Annotated in this window: 12 protein-coding genes; 7 read left to right on the top strand and 5 right to left on the bottom strand. The window is 68.6% G+C overall.

All coding sequences use genetic code 11. The annotated features are described in order from the left end of the window. Nucleotides 1–161 precede the first annotated feature (161 nt). From dnaE to EV137_RS06545, 4 genes are all read left to right on the top strand, one after another. Nucleotides 162–3,710 carry a DNA polymerase III subunit alpha gene (dnaE, locus tag EV137_RS06560; RefSeq protein WP_134127174.1) on the top strand — a complete coding sequence of 1,183 codons (3,549 nt, stop codon included), beginning with the start codon at nucleotides 162–164 and terminating at the stop codon, nucleotides 3,708–3,710. A 33-nt stretch (nucleotides 3,711–3,743) separates the two neighbouring features. Continuing rightward, nucleotides 3,744–4,364, top strand: coding sequence for a hypothetical protein (locus tag EV137_RS06555; RefSeq protein ID WP_238175130.1), 621 nt, complete (start codon nucleotides 3,744–3,746; stop codon nucleotides 4,362–4,364). Nucleotides 4,365–4,411: 47 nt separating this feature from the next. Beyond that, nucleotides 4,412–6,244 (top strand): DUF3352 domain-containing protein, encoded by a 1,833-nt coding sequence (locus EV137_RS06550; protein WP_134127172.1) that lies wholly within the window; start codon nucleotides 4,412–4,414, stop codon nucleotides 6,242–6,244. A 166-nt stretch (nucleotides 6,245–6,410) separates the two neighbouring features. Then, complete coding sequence (locus EV137_RS06545) at nucleotides 6,411–6,782, top strand: VOC family protein (protein ID WP_134127170.1); 372 nt, start codon at nucleotides 6,411–6,413, stop codon at nucleotides 6,780–6,782. A gap of 1 nt (nucleotide 6,783) precedes the next feature. Here EV137_RS06545 and EV137_RS06540 read toward each other — a convergent pair whose 3' ends face one another. Continuing rightward, the gene (locus tag EV137_RS06540) at nucleotides 6,784–7,485 is read right to left on the bottom strand and encodes an SDR family oxidoreductase (protein ID WP_134127168.1); all 702 of its coding nucleotides are present in this window, start codon (nucleotides 7,483–7,485) and stop codon (nucleotides 6,784–6,786) included. Nucleotides 7,486–7,585: 100 nt separating this feature from the next. Here EV137_RS06540 and EV137_RS06535 point away from each other — a divergent pair, with 100 nt between their 5' ends. Then, nucleotides 7,586–8,455, top strand: coding sequence for a LysR family transcriptional regulator (locus EV137_RS06535; RefSeq protein ID WP_134127166.1), 870 nt, complete (start codon nucleotides 7,586–7,588; stop codon nucleotides 8,453–8,455). Nucleotides 8,456–8,459: 4 nt separating this feature from the next. Here EV137_RS06535 and EV137_RS06530 read toward each other — a convergent pair whose 3' ends face one another. From EV137_RS06530 to EV137_RS06520, 3 genes are all read right to left on the bottom strand, one after another. Then, nucleotides 8,460–9,029: a dihydrofolate reductase family protein gene (locus tag EV137_RS06530; protein ID WP_134127164.1), complete on the bottom strand. Its 570-nt coding sequence runs from the start codon at nucleotides 9,027–9,029 to the stop codon at nucleotides 8,460–8,462. A 79-nt stretch (nucleotides 9,030–9,108) separates the two neighbouring features. Then, nucleotides 9,109–10,941, bottom strand: a complete 1,833-nt coding sequence (gene recQ, locus EV137_RS06525; RefSeq protein WP_133998606.1) for a DNA helicase RecQ — start codon at nucleotides 10,939–10,941, stop codon at nucleotides 9,109–9,111. A gap of 10 nt (nucleotides 10,942–10,951) precedes the next feature. Next, the gene (locus EV137_RS06520) at nucleotides 10,952–11,821 is read right to left on the bottom strand and encodes a helix-turn-helix domain-containing protein (RefSeq protein ID WP_134127163.1); all 870 of its coding nucleotides are present in this window, start codon (nucleotides 11,819–11,821) and stop codon (nucleotides 10,952–10,954) included. A gap of 122 nt (nucleotides 11,822–11,943) precedes the next feature. Here EV137_RS06520 and ilvD point away from each other — a divergent pair, with 122 nt between their 5' ends. After that, complete coding sequence (ilvD, locus tag EV137_RS06515; protein WP_134127160.1) at nucleotides 11,944–13,794, top strand: dihydroxy-acid dehydratase; 1,851 nt, start codon at nucleotides 11,944–11,946, stop codon at nucleotides 13,792–13,794. Beyond that, the gene (locus EV137_RS06510; protein WP_134127158.1) at nucleotides 13,794–14,576 is read left to right on the top strand and encodes a phosphotransferase enzyme family protein; all 783 of its coding nucleotides are present in this window, start codon (nucleotides 13,794–13,796) and stop codon (nucleotides 14,574–14,576) included. Before ilvD ends, EV137_RS06510 begins: the two co-directional genes overlap by 1 nt. Here EV137_RS06510 and EV137_RS06505 read toward each other — a convergent pair. Next, entirely contained in the window at nucleotides 14,573–14,875 is a 303-nt protein-coding gene (locus EV137_RS06505; RefSeq protein ID WP_130379809.1) for a type II toxin-antitoxin system PemK/MazF family toxin, read from the bottom strand. The genes EV137_RS06510 and EV137_RS06505 overlap by 4 nt on opposite strands. Nucleotide 14,876: the final 1 nt, after the last annotated feature.

Genomic DNA, 14,876 nt, shown 5'->3' with positions numbered 1-14,876 from the left:
AGACCCCTGCTCGACGCCAGGTCGGCCGCTCCACCTCCGGTTCGCGGCGCCCGGATAGCGGGCGGTGCAGGGCTCGCCGGTGAGCCGATTCAGAACTGTCCCCGGGCCCGCATAGGCTGTGCTGGTCCACCTGAATCGCGCCCTGGGAGGTCTGCGTCGATATGGCGTCCAGCGACAGTTTTGTGCATCTCCACGTGCACACGGAGTACTCGATGCTGGACGGCGCCGCGCGGATCGACGAGTTGTTCAAAACCGCCCAGGAGATGGGCATGCCGGCGATCGCGACCACGGACCACGGGTACGTGTTCGGCGCCTACGAGTTCTGGAAGACCGCGAAGAAGTACGACGTCAAGCCGATCATCGGCGTCGAGGCCTATCTGACCCCGCACACGCACCGCAGCGAGCGGAAGCGGGTCAAGTGGGGCGACGCGAACTCCGGCCGTGACGACGTGTCCGGCTCGGGTGCCTACACCCACATGACGCTGCTGGCGAAGAACACCTCCGGCATGCACAACCTGTTCAAGATGAGCTCGCTGGCCAGCCTCGAGGGCTACTACTTCAAGCCCCGGATGGACCGCGAGCTCCTGAACACGTACGGCCAGGGCCTGATCGCGACCACCGGCTGCCCGTCCGGCGAGGTGCAGACCCGGCTCCGGCTGGGGCAGTACAAGGAGGCCGTCGAGGCCGCCGCGGAGTTCCGCGACATCTTCGGCCGGGAGAACTACTACTGCGAGCTGATGGACCACGGCCTCGGCATCGAGCGGAACATCCAGGGCGACCTGCTGAAGCTGGCCAAGGAGCTCGGCCTGCCGCTGGTCGCGACCAACGACCTGCACTACACCAAGCCCGAGGACGCGACCGCGCACGCCGCGCTGCTGTGCGTCCAGTCCGGCTCGACCCTGTCCGACCCGAACCGGTTCAAGTTCGACGCGAACGAGTTCTACGTCAAGACCGCGGCGGAGATGCGCGAGGTCTGGAAGGACTTCCCCGAGGCGTGTGACAACACGCTGCTGATCGCCGAGCAGTGCGACGTGAGCTTCACCGAGGGCGAGGGCCGGTTCATGCCGCGGTTCCCGTGCCCCGAGGGTCACAACGAGGAGTCGTGGTTCGTCGCCGAGGTCGAGACCGGCCTGCACCGGCGGTACCCGGCCGGCATCCCGGACCAGGTCCGCAAGCAGGCGGAGTACGAGATCGAGGTCATCACCTCGAAGGGGTACGCCGGGTACTTCCTGGTCGTCGCGGACTTCATCAACTGGGCGAAGGAGAACGGCATCCGGGTCGGACCGGGCCGTGGTTCGGGTGCGGGCTCGATGTGCGCGTACGCGATGAAGATCACCGACCTGGATCCGCTCCAGCACGGCCTGATCTTCGAGCGCTTCCTGAACCCGGAGCGGATGTCGATGCCCGACTTCGACATCGACTTCGACGACCGCCGCCGCCCCGAGGTGATCCGCTACGTCACCGAGAAGTACGGCGACGACCGGGTCGCGATGATCGTCACCTACGGCACCATCAAGGCCAAGCAGGCGATCAAGGACGCCGGCCGGGTGCTGGACTACCCGTTCGCGATGGGCGACCGGATCACCAAGGCGATGCCGCCGTCGGTGATGGGCAAGGACATCCCGCTGTCGGGAATCTTCGACCCCCAGCACAAGCGGTACTCCGAGGCGAACGAGTTCCGCCAGCTCTACGAGGCCGACCAGGACGTCCGCAAGATCGTCGACACCGCCCGCGGCCTGGAGAACCTGAAGCGCCAGTGGGGTGTGCACGCGGCCGGCGTGATCATGTCCAGCGAGCCGCTGATCGACCTGATCCCGATCATGCGCCGGGAACAGGACGGCCAGGTCATCACCCAGTTCGACTACCCGAGCTGCGAGACGCTCGGCCTGGTCAAGATGGACTTCCTGGGCCTGCGGAACCTGACGATCATGGACGACGCGGTCAAGAACGTCGAGGCCAGCCGCGGCATCACGCTGGACCTCGACGAGCTGGCCAAGACGCTCGACGACAAACCGACGTACGAGCTGCTCGCCCGCGGTGACACGCTCGGGGTGTTCCAGTTCGACGGCGGCCCGATGCGGGCGCTGCTGCGGCTGATGCGGCCGGACAACTTCGAGGACATCTCCGCGGTCGGCGCGCTCTACCGCCCCGGTCCGATGGGTGCCAACAGCCACACCAACTACGCCCTGCGCAAGAACAAGCAGCAGGAGATCAGCTATCCGCACGACGAGCTCGCGGTCGCGCTGGAACCGATCCTGGGGACGACCTACGGTCTGATCGTCTACCAGGAGCAGGTGATGGCGATCGCCCAGCAGCTCGCGGGCTACACGCTCGGCAAAGCGGACCTGCTCCGCCGGGCGATGGGCAAGAAGAAGCGCGAGGTGCTCGACGCGGAGTACGTCGGCTTCTCCGAGGGCATGAAGGCGAACGGCTTCTCCGAGCAGTCGATCAAGGCGCTCTGGGACGTGCTGGTCCCGTTCTCCGACTACGCGTTCAACAAGGCGCACTCCGCGGCGTACGGTCTCGTCTCGTACTGGACGGCGTACCTGAAGGCGAACTACCCGGCCGAGTACATGGCCGCCGTCCTGACGTCCGTGAAGGACGACAAGGACAAGATGGCCATCTACCTGAACGAGTGCCGCCGGATGGGCATCAAGGTGCTGCCGCCGGACGTCAACGAGTCCGACTCGAACTTCACGCCGGTCGGCACCGACATCCGCTTCGGCCTGTCCGCGATCCGCAACGTCGGCGTGAACGTGGTCGCCGAGATCGTCGGGGCCCGCGAGGAGAAGGGCCGGTTCACCGACTTCGTCGACTTCATCGACAAGGTGCCGCTGCCGGTCTGCAACAAGCGCGTGATCGAGTCGCTGGCCAAGGCCGGCTCGTTCGACTCGATGAGCCACGCCCGGCGGGCGATCGTCGCGGTGCACGAGCAGGCCGTCGACGAGGCCATCGACCTGAAGCGGAACGAGGCGCACGGCCAGTTCGACCTGTTCTCGATGGGCGACGACGACGCGGACGAGGGCGAGGGCAACAGCCGCCTGACCGTGACCGTTCCGGAGATCGAGGAGTGGGACAAGGCCACCAAGCTGGCGCACGAGCGCGACATGCTCGGGCTGTACGTGTCCGACCACCCACTGTTCGGCGTCGAGCACGTGCTCACCAACGGCAGCGACTGCACGATCGGTCAGCTGCTCGCCGACGAGGAGCGGCCGGACGGCAGCCGGGTGACGATCGGCGGCCTGGTGACCGCGGTCCAGCGGAAGGTGAACAAGCGCGGCGACATCTACGCGATCGTCACCATCGAGGACCTCGAAGGCTCGATCGAGGTGATGATGTTCTCCTCGGCGTACCAGCTGCACGCGCACCTGCTCACCAACGACGCGATCATCCTGATGAAGGGCCGGGTACGCCGCCGCGAGGACCGGCTCGAACTGAGCGGCGACGAGGTCGTCGTCCCCGACCTCACCGAGGGCCCGAGCGGCCCGGTCGTCCTCACGATGCCGGTCAACCGCTGCACCCCACCGGTCGTCGACCAGCTGAAGGACATCCTGACCTCCCACCCCGGCATGACCGAGGTCCACCTACGCCTCCAGGCCCGGCAGAAAACCACGGTCATGCGCATCGGCGACCGCTTCCGGGTGACCCCCACCTCGTCCCTCATGGCCGATCTGAAAGCCCTCCTGGGCCCCTCCTGCCTGGCCAGCTGATCGATGGTGGATCCCATGCGTCACACTGGCGTCGTGAGTCATCCGGAGTCGTCCCAGTCGTCGCCGTACTTGGCACCGCCGTCGTTGAACCCGTTCGGGGGGACTGTGGTGGAGGAGGCGCGGTTGCCGTGGGCCAAGGCGGTTCTGGTGACCGTGGTGGTGTTCCTGGTCGCGGGGGTCGTGGCCGGGTGGGGGTGGCAGCAGTTCTCCCCGTTGGCGCAGTACACCGTGGATGAGCAGGGCGGTGCGCTGGGCGAGGAGCAGATGACGCGGATCTTCGGGCCGGACGGGATGTTCACCGCGATCGGGTTCGTGGCGGCTGTGGTGCTCGGCGCCGCGTTGTTCTGGTGGCTGCGTAACTACGGTCCGTGGTCCGTTGCGATTGTCACGCTCGGTGCGTGCCTTGGCGCCGGGGTGTCGTGGGGTGTCGGCATGCTGCTCGGGCACGACCCGCTCGAGCCGCGGCTGCGGGCTGCTCACCCGGGTGACCTGGTCTCGGCCCCGCTGGAGTTGCACACCTGGACTCCGGCGGCGTCCTGGCTGGTCGGCGCTGCGCTGGCCTGCGCGATCATCGCGGCCACTACCTGGCGCGCGGATCCGGTTGCAACCACTTCGCAACCTGCTGCGTCCGACTCTGGACCGCCGGTCCACTAGCCTTTGCAGGTCCGGCGGTGAGGCCACCGGAGCCAGCGAGGGAGCATATGTCCGACCAGAACCAACCACCCACGTACCCAGGTGCCGGCGGTCAGCAGCCGCAGTACGGTCCGCCGCAGGGTCAGAACCCGCAGGGGCAGAACCTCTGGCCACAGCAGGGCCAGCAGGGCTCGCAGCCGGGTCAGCAGGGTTACCCGCAGCAGGGCCAGCAGTACGGCGGCCAGCAGTACGGTGCTCCACAACAGGGCGGCCCGCAGTACGGCGGTCCCCAAAGCCCGCAGGGCCCGCAAGGTCCCCAGGGTCCGCAGCACGGTGCGCCGTACGGCCAGGGTGGTTACGGCCAGCCGAGTCAGCCGGGTCAGGCGTCGTACGAGCAGATGCATGTCGGCGGGCAGCCGCCGCAGGGTCCTGGGTTCGGCGGTCCGCCGCAGTGGCAGCCGGAGCCGAAGAAGAAGCGCGGCAAGCTGATCCCGATCATCGCCGCACTGGCGATGGTGCTGGTGGTCGCGGGCGGCGGGATCTTTGCCTACGGCAAGCTCGGCGGCGGCGGTAAGCAGCCGTCCGACGTGCTGCCGGGCACCGCGGTCGGATACGTCCGCGTGGACCTGAACCCGTCCGCAGGCCAGAAGGTCGCGGCGATCCGGTTCATGATGAAGTTCCCGTCGGTGAAGGACAACCTCGGCCTCACCAGCGACCAGGACGACCTGAAGCAGAAGCTGTTCGAGCAGATCAAGAAGTCCGCCGGCGACGACCTGGCCGACGTCGACTACGCCAAGGACATCAAGCCGTGGCTGGGTGACCGCGCCGGTTTCGCCGCGCTGCCGCCGGCCGAGGGCAAGGACGACCCGGTTCCGGTGGTCGCGGTCCAGGTCAAGGACCAGGACGCCGCGACCAAGGGCATGGACAAGCTGCTGGCGAACGAGGACAAGAAGCCCGGTCGCGCGTTCAGCAACGGCTACATGCTGCTGTCCGAGGACCAGGCGACCGTCGACTCGGCGATCGCCGCGGCGAAGGACAACCCGTTGAGCAAGAACGCCAAGTTCAGCGCGGACATGGACAAGCTCGGCGAGCAGGGCTTCATCTCGGGCTGGGCGGACGCCAAGGGCCTGGCCTCGATCAGCGGCAAGGTCGACGCCGGCCAGCTGTCGGGCCTCGGTGACGCCAGCGCCGCGGTGGCGCTGCGGTTCGACGCGTCGTACGTCGAACTCAAGGGCATCGCGCACGGCGACAAGAGCGTCAAGGTGGGCGCTGCCGACGCCGGTGACCTGGTCACGAAGCTGCCGGACGGTACGGCGGGCGCGATCGCGATCTCCGGTGGCGAGAACCTGATCGACACCGCCTGGGCGCAGGTGCAGAAGGCGGGCGGCGACAAGCTCCAGCCGATGATCGACGAGATCGCCCAGGAGACCGGCCTGAAGCTGCCGGACGACCTGAAGAGCCTGGCGGGCAAGAACCTGTCGGTCTCGATCGACAAGGACACCGCGAACGGCCCGAAGGTCGCGGCCCGGATGGAGACCGATCCGGCGAAGGCCGAGCCGGTGGTGCAGAAGCTGACCACGCTGCTCCGGGAGCGTTCGTCGGCCAACGTCCCGATCGAGACCGCGAAGGACGACGACACGCTCGTCGTCTCGACCAGCAAGGACTACGCCGAGCAGGTGCTCAAGGGCGGCAACCTCGGTCAGACCGAGAACTTCAAGCAGGCGCTGCCCGACACCAAGGGCGCGGTGATGATCGGGTACGTCGACTTCGAGGCGGCCGGCGCGGTCAGCGACCGGTTCTCCGACGACAAGGACCTGGCCGCGCTCCGCTCGGCCGGCATCGTGACCCGCTCCACCGGCGACGGCGAGGCGGAGATCAGTCTGCGGGTCGTCGCGAAGTAACCACGCCGTAGAAGGAGCCCCGGATCGCCTGCCCTCAGGCGTCCGGGGCTTCTGTCTGCTTCCAGTGCCCGACCGCGCGAGAATTCTTTGCCGGGCGATGTCGAAAACCGTGGATCTGGTTCTACCTCCGGAGTGAAAGCACCTCTTCACGAGAAGGAGAACCAGGATGAACCACATCAGCGAGATCATGACCGTCGGCGTTCCGGTGACCGATCAGGACCGGGCGGTGGCGTTCTACACCGAGACCCTGGGGTTCGAGGTGCTGATGGATGCGCCGTTGCCGCAGTTCGGCGGGCGGTGGATCGTGGTCGCGCCGGCGGGGTCGGCAGGGAGTATCGCGCTTGTGCCGGCGGGCGAGGGTAATCCGGCCGGCGTCGACACCGGCATCCGGATGGCCAGCCCGGACGCGAAGGCGGCGCATCAGCACTTCCTCGACGCCGGTGTCGACACCGACGAGCTGCTCGAGTGGCCCGGCGTACCGCCGATGTTCAGCCTCCGCGACCCCGACGGGAACCGGCTCTACATCTCCCAGGCCTGACTCAGACGAGGACGTGTCCGCCGTCCACGCTGACGATCGAGCCGGTCGCGTACGGCTGGTTCATCAGGTAGATGTAGGCGGCGGCGATGTCCTCGGGCTCACCGACCCGGCCGACCGGGAGATGCTGCGCGGTCTCGTCGTAGTCGAGGGCGTCGCGCCACAACGGCGTACGGACGACACCGGGTTTGACGGCGTTGACGCGGAGCGGGGCGATCTCGACGGCGAGGGCGCGGACGAGGGAGTCCACCGCGCCGCAGATACTCGCGGCGACCGACCAGCCGGGGCCGGGCCGGTCCGCGGCGGCGCCGGTCGTGAGGACGACGGAACCGCCCGGGCGGAGCTTCGGTACGGCGGCACTCACGGCTCCGAGCGCGCCGAAGTACCGCAGCTCGAAAGCGGCACGGGCCTCGTCGAGGTCCATCGTGCCGACCTCGAGCAACGTCAATGCCTCGCCGGCCGTGAAGACGAGGTGGTCGAACGGATCCAGTCCGGCGAAGAACGCCGCCACGGCCGCGGAGTCGGTGAGGTCGACGGCGGCGCCGGTGGCCGAGCGGGGGAGGGTCGCCAGCGCCTTCCGCACCGACTCCGAGTTGCTGGAGGCAACGATCACGGTCGCGCCCTGGGCGGCGGCGAGTCGAGCGGTCGCGAGTCCGATCCCCGACGTACCACCGAGGACGACGACGCGTTGGTCCTGCAGAGTCACGGAACTGCCTTTCGTGGTTGGGATTTCGCTTCCACGATGCGGCCGTCCGGGGACCGGCGTCCAAGACCTGTTCCGGTCGCTGTAATACCCTGAAGGTATTATGGATCTCGATCTCCGCAAGCTCCGGTACTTCGTGGCCGTGGCCGAAGAACTGCACTTCGGGCGCGCGGCCGAGCGGCTGCACATCGCGCAGCCCGTGCTGTCCCGGCAGATCCGCGCACTCGAGGACGAGGTCCGGGCCCAGTTGTTCGTGCGCACCAAGCGAGCCACCGAACTGACAGCGGCCGGTCGCCAACTGCTCGACGACGCCCGTCCGTTGCTGGCAGCCGCTGACGCCACCCGGCGCAGGGTGGCGCTCGCCGCGCGCGGTTCGAAGACGTTCACGATCGGCTTCATGCCGGGGCTCACCGTGACCGAAGCGGTCCGCGCGTTCGGTATGACGCATCCCGACCTCGAGATCGAGCTGATCAGGACCACGTGGGACGACCAGGTCGACGTACTGCACGACGGTCGCGTCGACGTGAGCATCGTCCGGCTTCCGATCGATCAGGCCGGGCTGACCGTTCGCCCGCTGTTCGAGGAGCCACGGGTCGCCACGCTGCCGGCCGACCATCGCCTGGCCGGCAAGCCCGTCATCGACATCACCGACCTCGCCGGCGAGCACCTGCTGCAGGACCCCGACGCCGTACCGGAATGGCGTGACATCGCCGTCGAGCTCCGCACCCGTACGGCGAAGCCGGTCCCCGTCCTGCGCAGCGTCGAGGAGAAACTCGAACACGTCGCCACGGGCCACGGAGTCTCGATCATCCCGCTGTCCGTAGCCGCCTTCTACCAACGCCCCGACGTCGTCACGGTCCCGGTCGACAACCTCGCCCCGAACACGGTCTGCCTCGCGTGGATCGCCAGCCGTCGCTCCCGTCTCCTCCAGGACTTCGCCACCCTCGCCACCTCGGTCAGCTGGACGCCCTAGCTGATCAGCGTCGTACCCGGTAGCGCAGGTGGGTCGCTTGCGGAGTGTCGATCACCCGGACGATCTCGAGCTCGACGCGTTCGGGGAGTACGTCGAAGAGTCGCAGACCGCTGCCGAACAGGACCGGCACCTGGCTGAGCTGCAGCTCGTCGAGGACCCCGGCCGCCAGCGCCAGTTGTGCGGTGACCGCGCCGTGGACCAGCACGTCCTTGTCGCCGGCCGCGGCCTTGGCCTGCGCCATCGCGGTCTCGATGTCGCCCACGACGTGGACGTTCTCGTAGTCGACCGGTGACGGGTCGCGGCTGAGGACGAAGATCGGTACGCCGTGGTGGTCGCCGCCGTAGTAGTTGACCTGCTCCGCCGTACGACGGCCGACCAGGACCGCGCCTGTGGCGTTCAGCTCGTCCCAGATCTCGCCGGGCTCACCCTCCGGACGGCCCACCTCGCCGTCCGCGTCCAGGTACCACTCGTGCAACCGCATGAAGTCGTCGCCGCCGGGGTTGCCGGGCCGGTCGTCCGGCCCGGCGATGTAGCCGTCGGCGGACATCGACATCAACAGCACGGATGAGGACATGATCGTTCTCCGGTCTTCGCGGGCTCGGCCGGTCCGCACCCTGTGCCTGGGCGTCGAAGACCGGGAGCGCGTTTCGACATCACTCCGCGGCCAATGTCTCCAGCACGCCGTCGCCGTACTTGGTCAGCTTGTTCTCGCCGATGCCGCTGATCGTGCCCAGCTCGGCCAGCGACGTCGGCCGGTCGGTCGCGATCTGCCGCAGTGTCGCGTCGTGGAAGATGACGTACGCCGGAACGCCCTGCTCCTTGGCCACGGCCGCCCGCCACGCGCGCAACCGCTCGAACACCGGCGCCGCCTCCGGTGGCAGATCGGCCGCCGCCTTCTTCCCGCCCGACGACCGACTGGACGACCGGACCCGCTCGGGCTCGCGGCGCATCATCACCTCGCGCCGCTTGCCGAGCACCTCGCCGCTCTCCTCGGTCAGCACGAGCGTGCCGTAGTCGCCCTCGACGGCGAGCAACCGCAGCGCGAGCAGTTGCCGGATCACGCCACGCCACTCGGCATCCTTCAGCTCGGTGCCGATCCCGAACACCGTCAGCTGGTCGTGCCGGAACTGCTTGACCTTCTCGGTCTCCTTGCCGAGCAGGATGTCGATCAGCTGACCGGCCCCGAACTTCTGCCCGCGCTCGCGCTGCAGCCGGTACACCGTCGACAGCAGTTTCTGCGCCGCGATCGTCCCGTCCCAGGACTCCGGCGGCGTCAGGCAGGTGTCGCAGTTCCCGCAGGTGTCGCCGTGCTGACCGAAGTACGCCAGGAGCTGCGACCGCCGGCACTGCACGGTCTCGCACAGTGCCAGCATCGCGTCGAGATGCGAACTCAGCCGCCGCCGATGCGCGAGGTCACCCTCGGACGTGTCGATCATCTTCCGCTGCTGTACGACGTCCTGCAGCCCGTACGCCAGCCACGCCGTCGAGGGCAGCCCGTCCCGCCCCGCGCGACCGGTCTCCTGGTAGTACCCCTCGACCGACTTCGGCAGATCGAGATGCGCGACGAACCGGACGTCCGGCTTGTCGATCCCCATCCCGAACGCGATCGTCGCCACCACGACCAGCCCGTCCTCGCGCAGGAACCGCGCCTGGTTCGTCGCGCGCGTCCGGCTGTCCAGGCCCGCGTGGTACGGCACGGCCTCGATCCCGTTCTGGGTCAGGAAGGCCGCGGTCTTCTCGACGCTGTTGCGGGACAGGCAGTACACGATGCCCGCGTCGCCGGCGTGCTCGGTGCGGAGCAGGTCGAGCAGCTGCCGCTGCGGGTTGTCCTTCGGGACGATCCGGTACTGGATGTTCGGCCGGTCGAAGCTCGCGACGAAATGCTTCGCCTCATCCAGCTTCAGCCGGGTCGCGATCTCCTGGTGGGTCGCCTCGGTCGCCGTCGCGGTCAACGCGATCCGCGGTACGTCGGGCCAGCGCTCGTGCAGCTCGGACAGCATCAGGTAGTCCGGCCGGAAGTCGTGCCCCCACTGCGACACACAGTGCGCCTCGTCGATCGCGAACAGCGCGATCTTGCCCTGGTCGAGCAGCCGCACGGTCGCCTCGACCCGCAGCCGCTCGGGCGCCAGGTACAGCAGGTCGAGCTCGCCGGCCAGGAACGCCTGCTCGACCTCACGCCGCTGCTCGAAGTCCTGCGTGGAGTTCAGGAATCCCGCCCGTACGCCGAGCGCCGTCAGCGCGTCCACCTGGTCCTGCATCAACGCGATCAGCGGCGAGATCACCACGCCGACGCCGGACCGGACCAGCGAGGGGATCTGGTAGCACAGCGACTTGCCGCCGCCGGTCGGCATCAGCACCAGCGCGTCACCGCCCGCGACGACGGTGTCGATGATGTCGGCCTGCTCACCGCGGAAGGATTCGTACCCGAACACCCGCCGGAGGACCTGAAGGGCTTCGGAATCGGGCAGCTCGGTCGTGTCGCTCACGTCGGCGAGTTTAGTGAGATCGCGCCGGCGATGCTGGCGCGATCGCCGGACCCTGTGGATTACGGGTGAAATCGGCCGGCAGGGCCGGGAGTTCCTCGGTCATCCACTGCCGCGGCGAGCAGCCCGCGATCGCCCGGAACTCACGGGTCAGATGCGACTGGTCGGCGTACCCAGCGGCGGCCGACAACTCCGACAGCCGGGTGAGCGGGTGCCTGCGCAGGTAGGTCGTGACCCGCTCGAAGCGCAGCACCCGGGACGTGACCTTGGGCGGGAGGCCGAACTCGGACGTGAACCGGTCGGTGAGGTGCCGCCGGCTCCAACCGACCTCGGCCGCCAGCTTCTGTACGCCGATTGCGCCGCTCGATGCGCACAGTCGCTGCCACGCCCAGTCGAGCTCCGGACGAACCGCACTCGGCCGGCGCGCACCGAGCCGCCGGAGCAACATGTCCTCCAGCACGTCGAACCGGGTCGACCAGTTCGTCTCCGCACGCAGGTGCTCGGTCAGCTCGCGGGCCGGTCGTCCGAGCACCTCGTCGAGCCCTACGACCGCCGACGCGAGCTCACCCGGAGGCAGCCCGAACAGCACGCGAGCGGCCGCGGGAGTGAGTGAGAGCTGCACACCGGCCCGGCTGGGTGTCTGACCGATCTGCACGGCGGTGGAGTGCAGCCCGCCGATCAATGCGTCGTACTTCTCCACCGGACCGCCCGGCCACGCGACGCCCAGCGGCTCGTCGACCGTGACGACGAGCGTCAGGTAGCGCGAGGGCAGACCACGGTGCAGGTCCGGGGGATCTGCGTCGTACGCATATCCGATGACGTCGCCGACGTACGGGCGCAGCGCCGCGTGCAACGGACGCGTGCGGTGCTCCATCCCGGCCATGGATCCAGACTAGAGCTGGCCACGGACAGAACCGGCCCTCCAGGATCCGGGACCCGCGTACCGCCATCCGGACGAGCGTGGCAGGATCGGTAGGTACGTTCACGTAGCAAGGAGATGTCGTCGTGCCCGCTCTCAGGTCCCGCACTGTCACCCACGGCCGCAACATGGCGGGCGCCCGCGCGCTCATGCAGGCCTCCGGGGTAGCCCGGGAGGACTTCGGGAAGCCGATCATCGCGGTGGCGAACAGCTTCACCGAGTTCGTCCCCGGCCACACGCACCTCGCCCCGGTCGGCCGGATCGTGTCGGAGGCGATCCACGCGGCCGGCGGGATCGCCCGCGAGTTCAACACGATCGCGGTCGACGACGGGATCGCGATGGGCCACGGCGGCATGCTCTACAGCCTGCCGTCCCGGGACCTGATCGCCGACTCGGTCGAGTACATGGTCGAGGCGCACTGCGCGGACGCGCTGGTCTGCATCTCGAACTGCGACAAGATCACGCCCGGCATGCTGATGGCGGCGCTCCGGCTGAACATCCCGACCGTGTTCGTCTCCGGCGGCCCGATGGAGGCCGGCCGCGCGACGCTCGTCGACGGCACGGTCCGCAAGCTCGACCTGATCGACGCGATGTCCGAGGCCGTCAACGAGAACGTCTCCGACGCCGACATCCTGCGGATCGAGGAGAACGCCTGCCCGACCTGCGGTTCCTGTTCCGGCATGTTCACCGCGAACTCGATGAACTGCCTGACCGAGGCGATCGGCCTCTCGCTGCCGGGCAACGGCTCTGTGCTGGCCACCCACACCGCCCGCAAGGCGCTGTACGAGAAGGCCGGCGAGACCGTCGTACGGATCACCAAGCGGTACTACGACAACGACGACGCCACCGTGCTGCCGCGGAACGTCGCCTCCAAGGAAGCGTTCGGGAACGCGATGGCCCTGGACATCGCGATGGGCGGGTCGACCAACACGATCCTGCACCTGCTCGCGGCTGCCCAGGAGGCGGAGGTCGACTTCGACCTGGACGACATCAACGCGGTCTCGCGGAAGGTCCCGTGCCTGGCGAAGGTCGCGCCGAACGTCGCGCCGCAGGGCACGTACTACATGGAGGACGTGCACCGCGCCGGCGGCATCCCGGCCATCCTCGGTGAGCTGCACCGCGCCGGCCTGCTGAACGAGAACATCCACACCGTGCACAGCGACTCGATCGACGAGTGGCTGAAGACGTGGGACCTGCGCGGCGGCTCGCCGTCGCCGGAGGCCGTCGAACTGTGGCACGCGGCGCCGGGCTGCAAGCGGTCCGCGACCGCGTTCTCGCAGTCGGAGCGGTGGGAGACCCTGGACGACGACGCGGTGAACGGCTGCATCCGCGACCGCGAGCACGCGTACTCCAAGGACGGCGGTCTCGCCGTGCTCAAGGGCAACCTGGCCGTCGACGGCTGTGTCGTGAAGACGGCCGGTGTGGACGAGTCGATCTGGACGTTCGAGGGTCCGGCGGTGGTGTGCGAGTCGCAGGAGCAGGCCGTCGAGAAGATCCTGACCAAGCAGATCCAGCCGGGTGACGTCGTCGTGATCCGGTACGAGGGCCCGAAGGGCGGCCCGGGAATGCAGGAGATGCTGTACCCGACCTCGTACCTGAAAGGCCGCGGCCTGGGCAAGGTCTGCGCGCTGATCACCGACGGCCGCTTCTCCGGCGGTACGTCGGGACTCTCGATCGGGCACGTGTCACCCGAGGCGGCGTCCGGCGGGACCATCGCGCTGGTCCAGGACGGCGACCGGATCAGGATCGACATCCCGAACCGCTCGATCGAGCTGCTGGTGGACGACGACGAACTGGCCGCACGCGAGGCGGCACTCGGCGGCGTCTACGCCCCGAAGAACCGCGACCGCAAGGTGACCACCGCCCTCCGCGCCTACGCCGCCATGGCCACCAGCGCCGACAAGGGCGCGGTCCGGGACATCTCCAAATTGGGGTAATGAAAGACCCGATGGACGACGTCATGCCCGGCGGCCGGTTCGCCAAGCCGGTGCGGCAAGGTGGCACCGTGCGCCGCAGGAGCGGTTCGGCGAACACGCATGCACTGCTCCGGCATTTCGAGCGGGTCGGATTCGACCTGGCCCCTCGGCTGGTGGCGGTGGACGGTGCGACGGAGACGCTGTCGTACCTCCCCGGAACCACGGGATACCCGCCGCTGACGGAAGAGCTCCGGTCGGATCGGGCGCTGGTGAGTGTGGCCCGCGCGATCCGCCGGCTCCACGACGCGACCGAGGGATTCGAGCCGGTCGAGCCCGAGGACTGGCGCGAGCTGGAGGTCGCGGTGCCGGTTCGGATCGACTGTGTCGGGCACCACGATCTGGCTCCCTGGAATCTCGTCTTCGACGGCCCCGAGGTCACCGGGATCATCGACTGGGACACGATCCGCCCGTCGAACCGCCGGTGGGATCTCGCGTACGCCGCGCACCAGTTCGTGCCGTTCCACCCAGCAGCCTCGCTGGAGCCCTTCGGCTGGCCGGAGGAGCCCGACCGGGCCGGGCGGCTGCGCCTGTTCTGCGCCTCGTACGGCCTCGGGGTCGCGCCGGCCGAGCTGGTGGATCTGATCGGGATCAGGCTGCTGTCGTTCGCGGCGTACATCGAGCAGCAGGTGCGGGCGGGCGATCCGGCGTTCGACGTCCACCGGGACGAGAATCACGCCGGCGGGTATCGAGCCGCCGCGGCCTACGTGCTGGCGAACCGGACGACGTTGCTCGCGGACGGCTAGAACTCGAGGTCGAAGGCGAGGTTGATCGCCTCGGCGAGGGCTGGTTCCTGGTCGGGGTGGAGGTAGCCGATCAGGCGGCCGAGCTGCGACTTCGGGATGGTCTGGATGTTGTCGCAGGAGATCGCGCTGGGGTGGTCGAGGCCGTTGTCGGGGCCGACCAGGACCTCGGTGGACAGGCCGCGGATCGTGCTGGTGATCGGCGCGACCGTCACGTTGGTGAGGCGCGGGCGGATCAGTTCACGGGTCAGCACGACGACCGGCCGGGGCTTGTCGAGCCGGGCGATGTGCAGTGGACGCACG

The organism is Kribbella pratensis (genome assembly GCF_004366075.1).
Lineage (GTDB): Bacteria > Actinomycetota > Actinomycetes > Propionibacteriales > Kribbellaceae > Kribbella > Kribbella pratensis.
The sequence above is the reverse complement of the archived record's forward strand: the minus strand, read 5'-3'. Positions and strand labels throughout refer to the sequence as shown.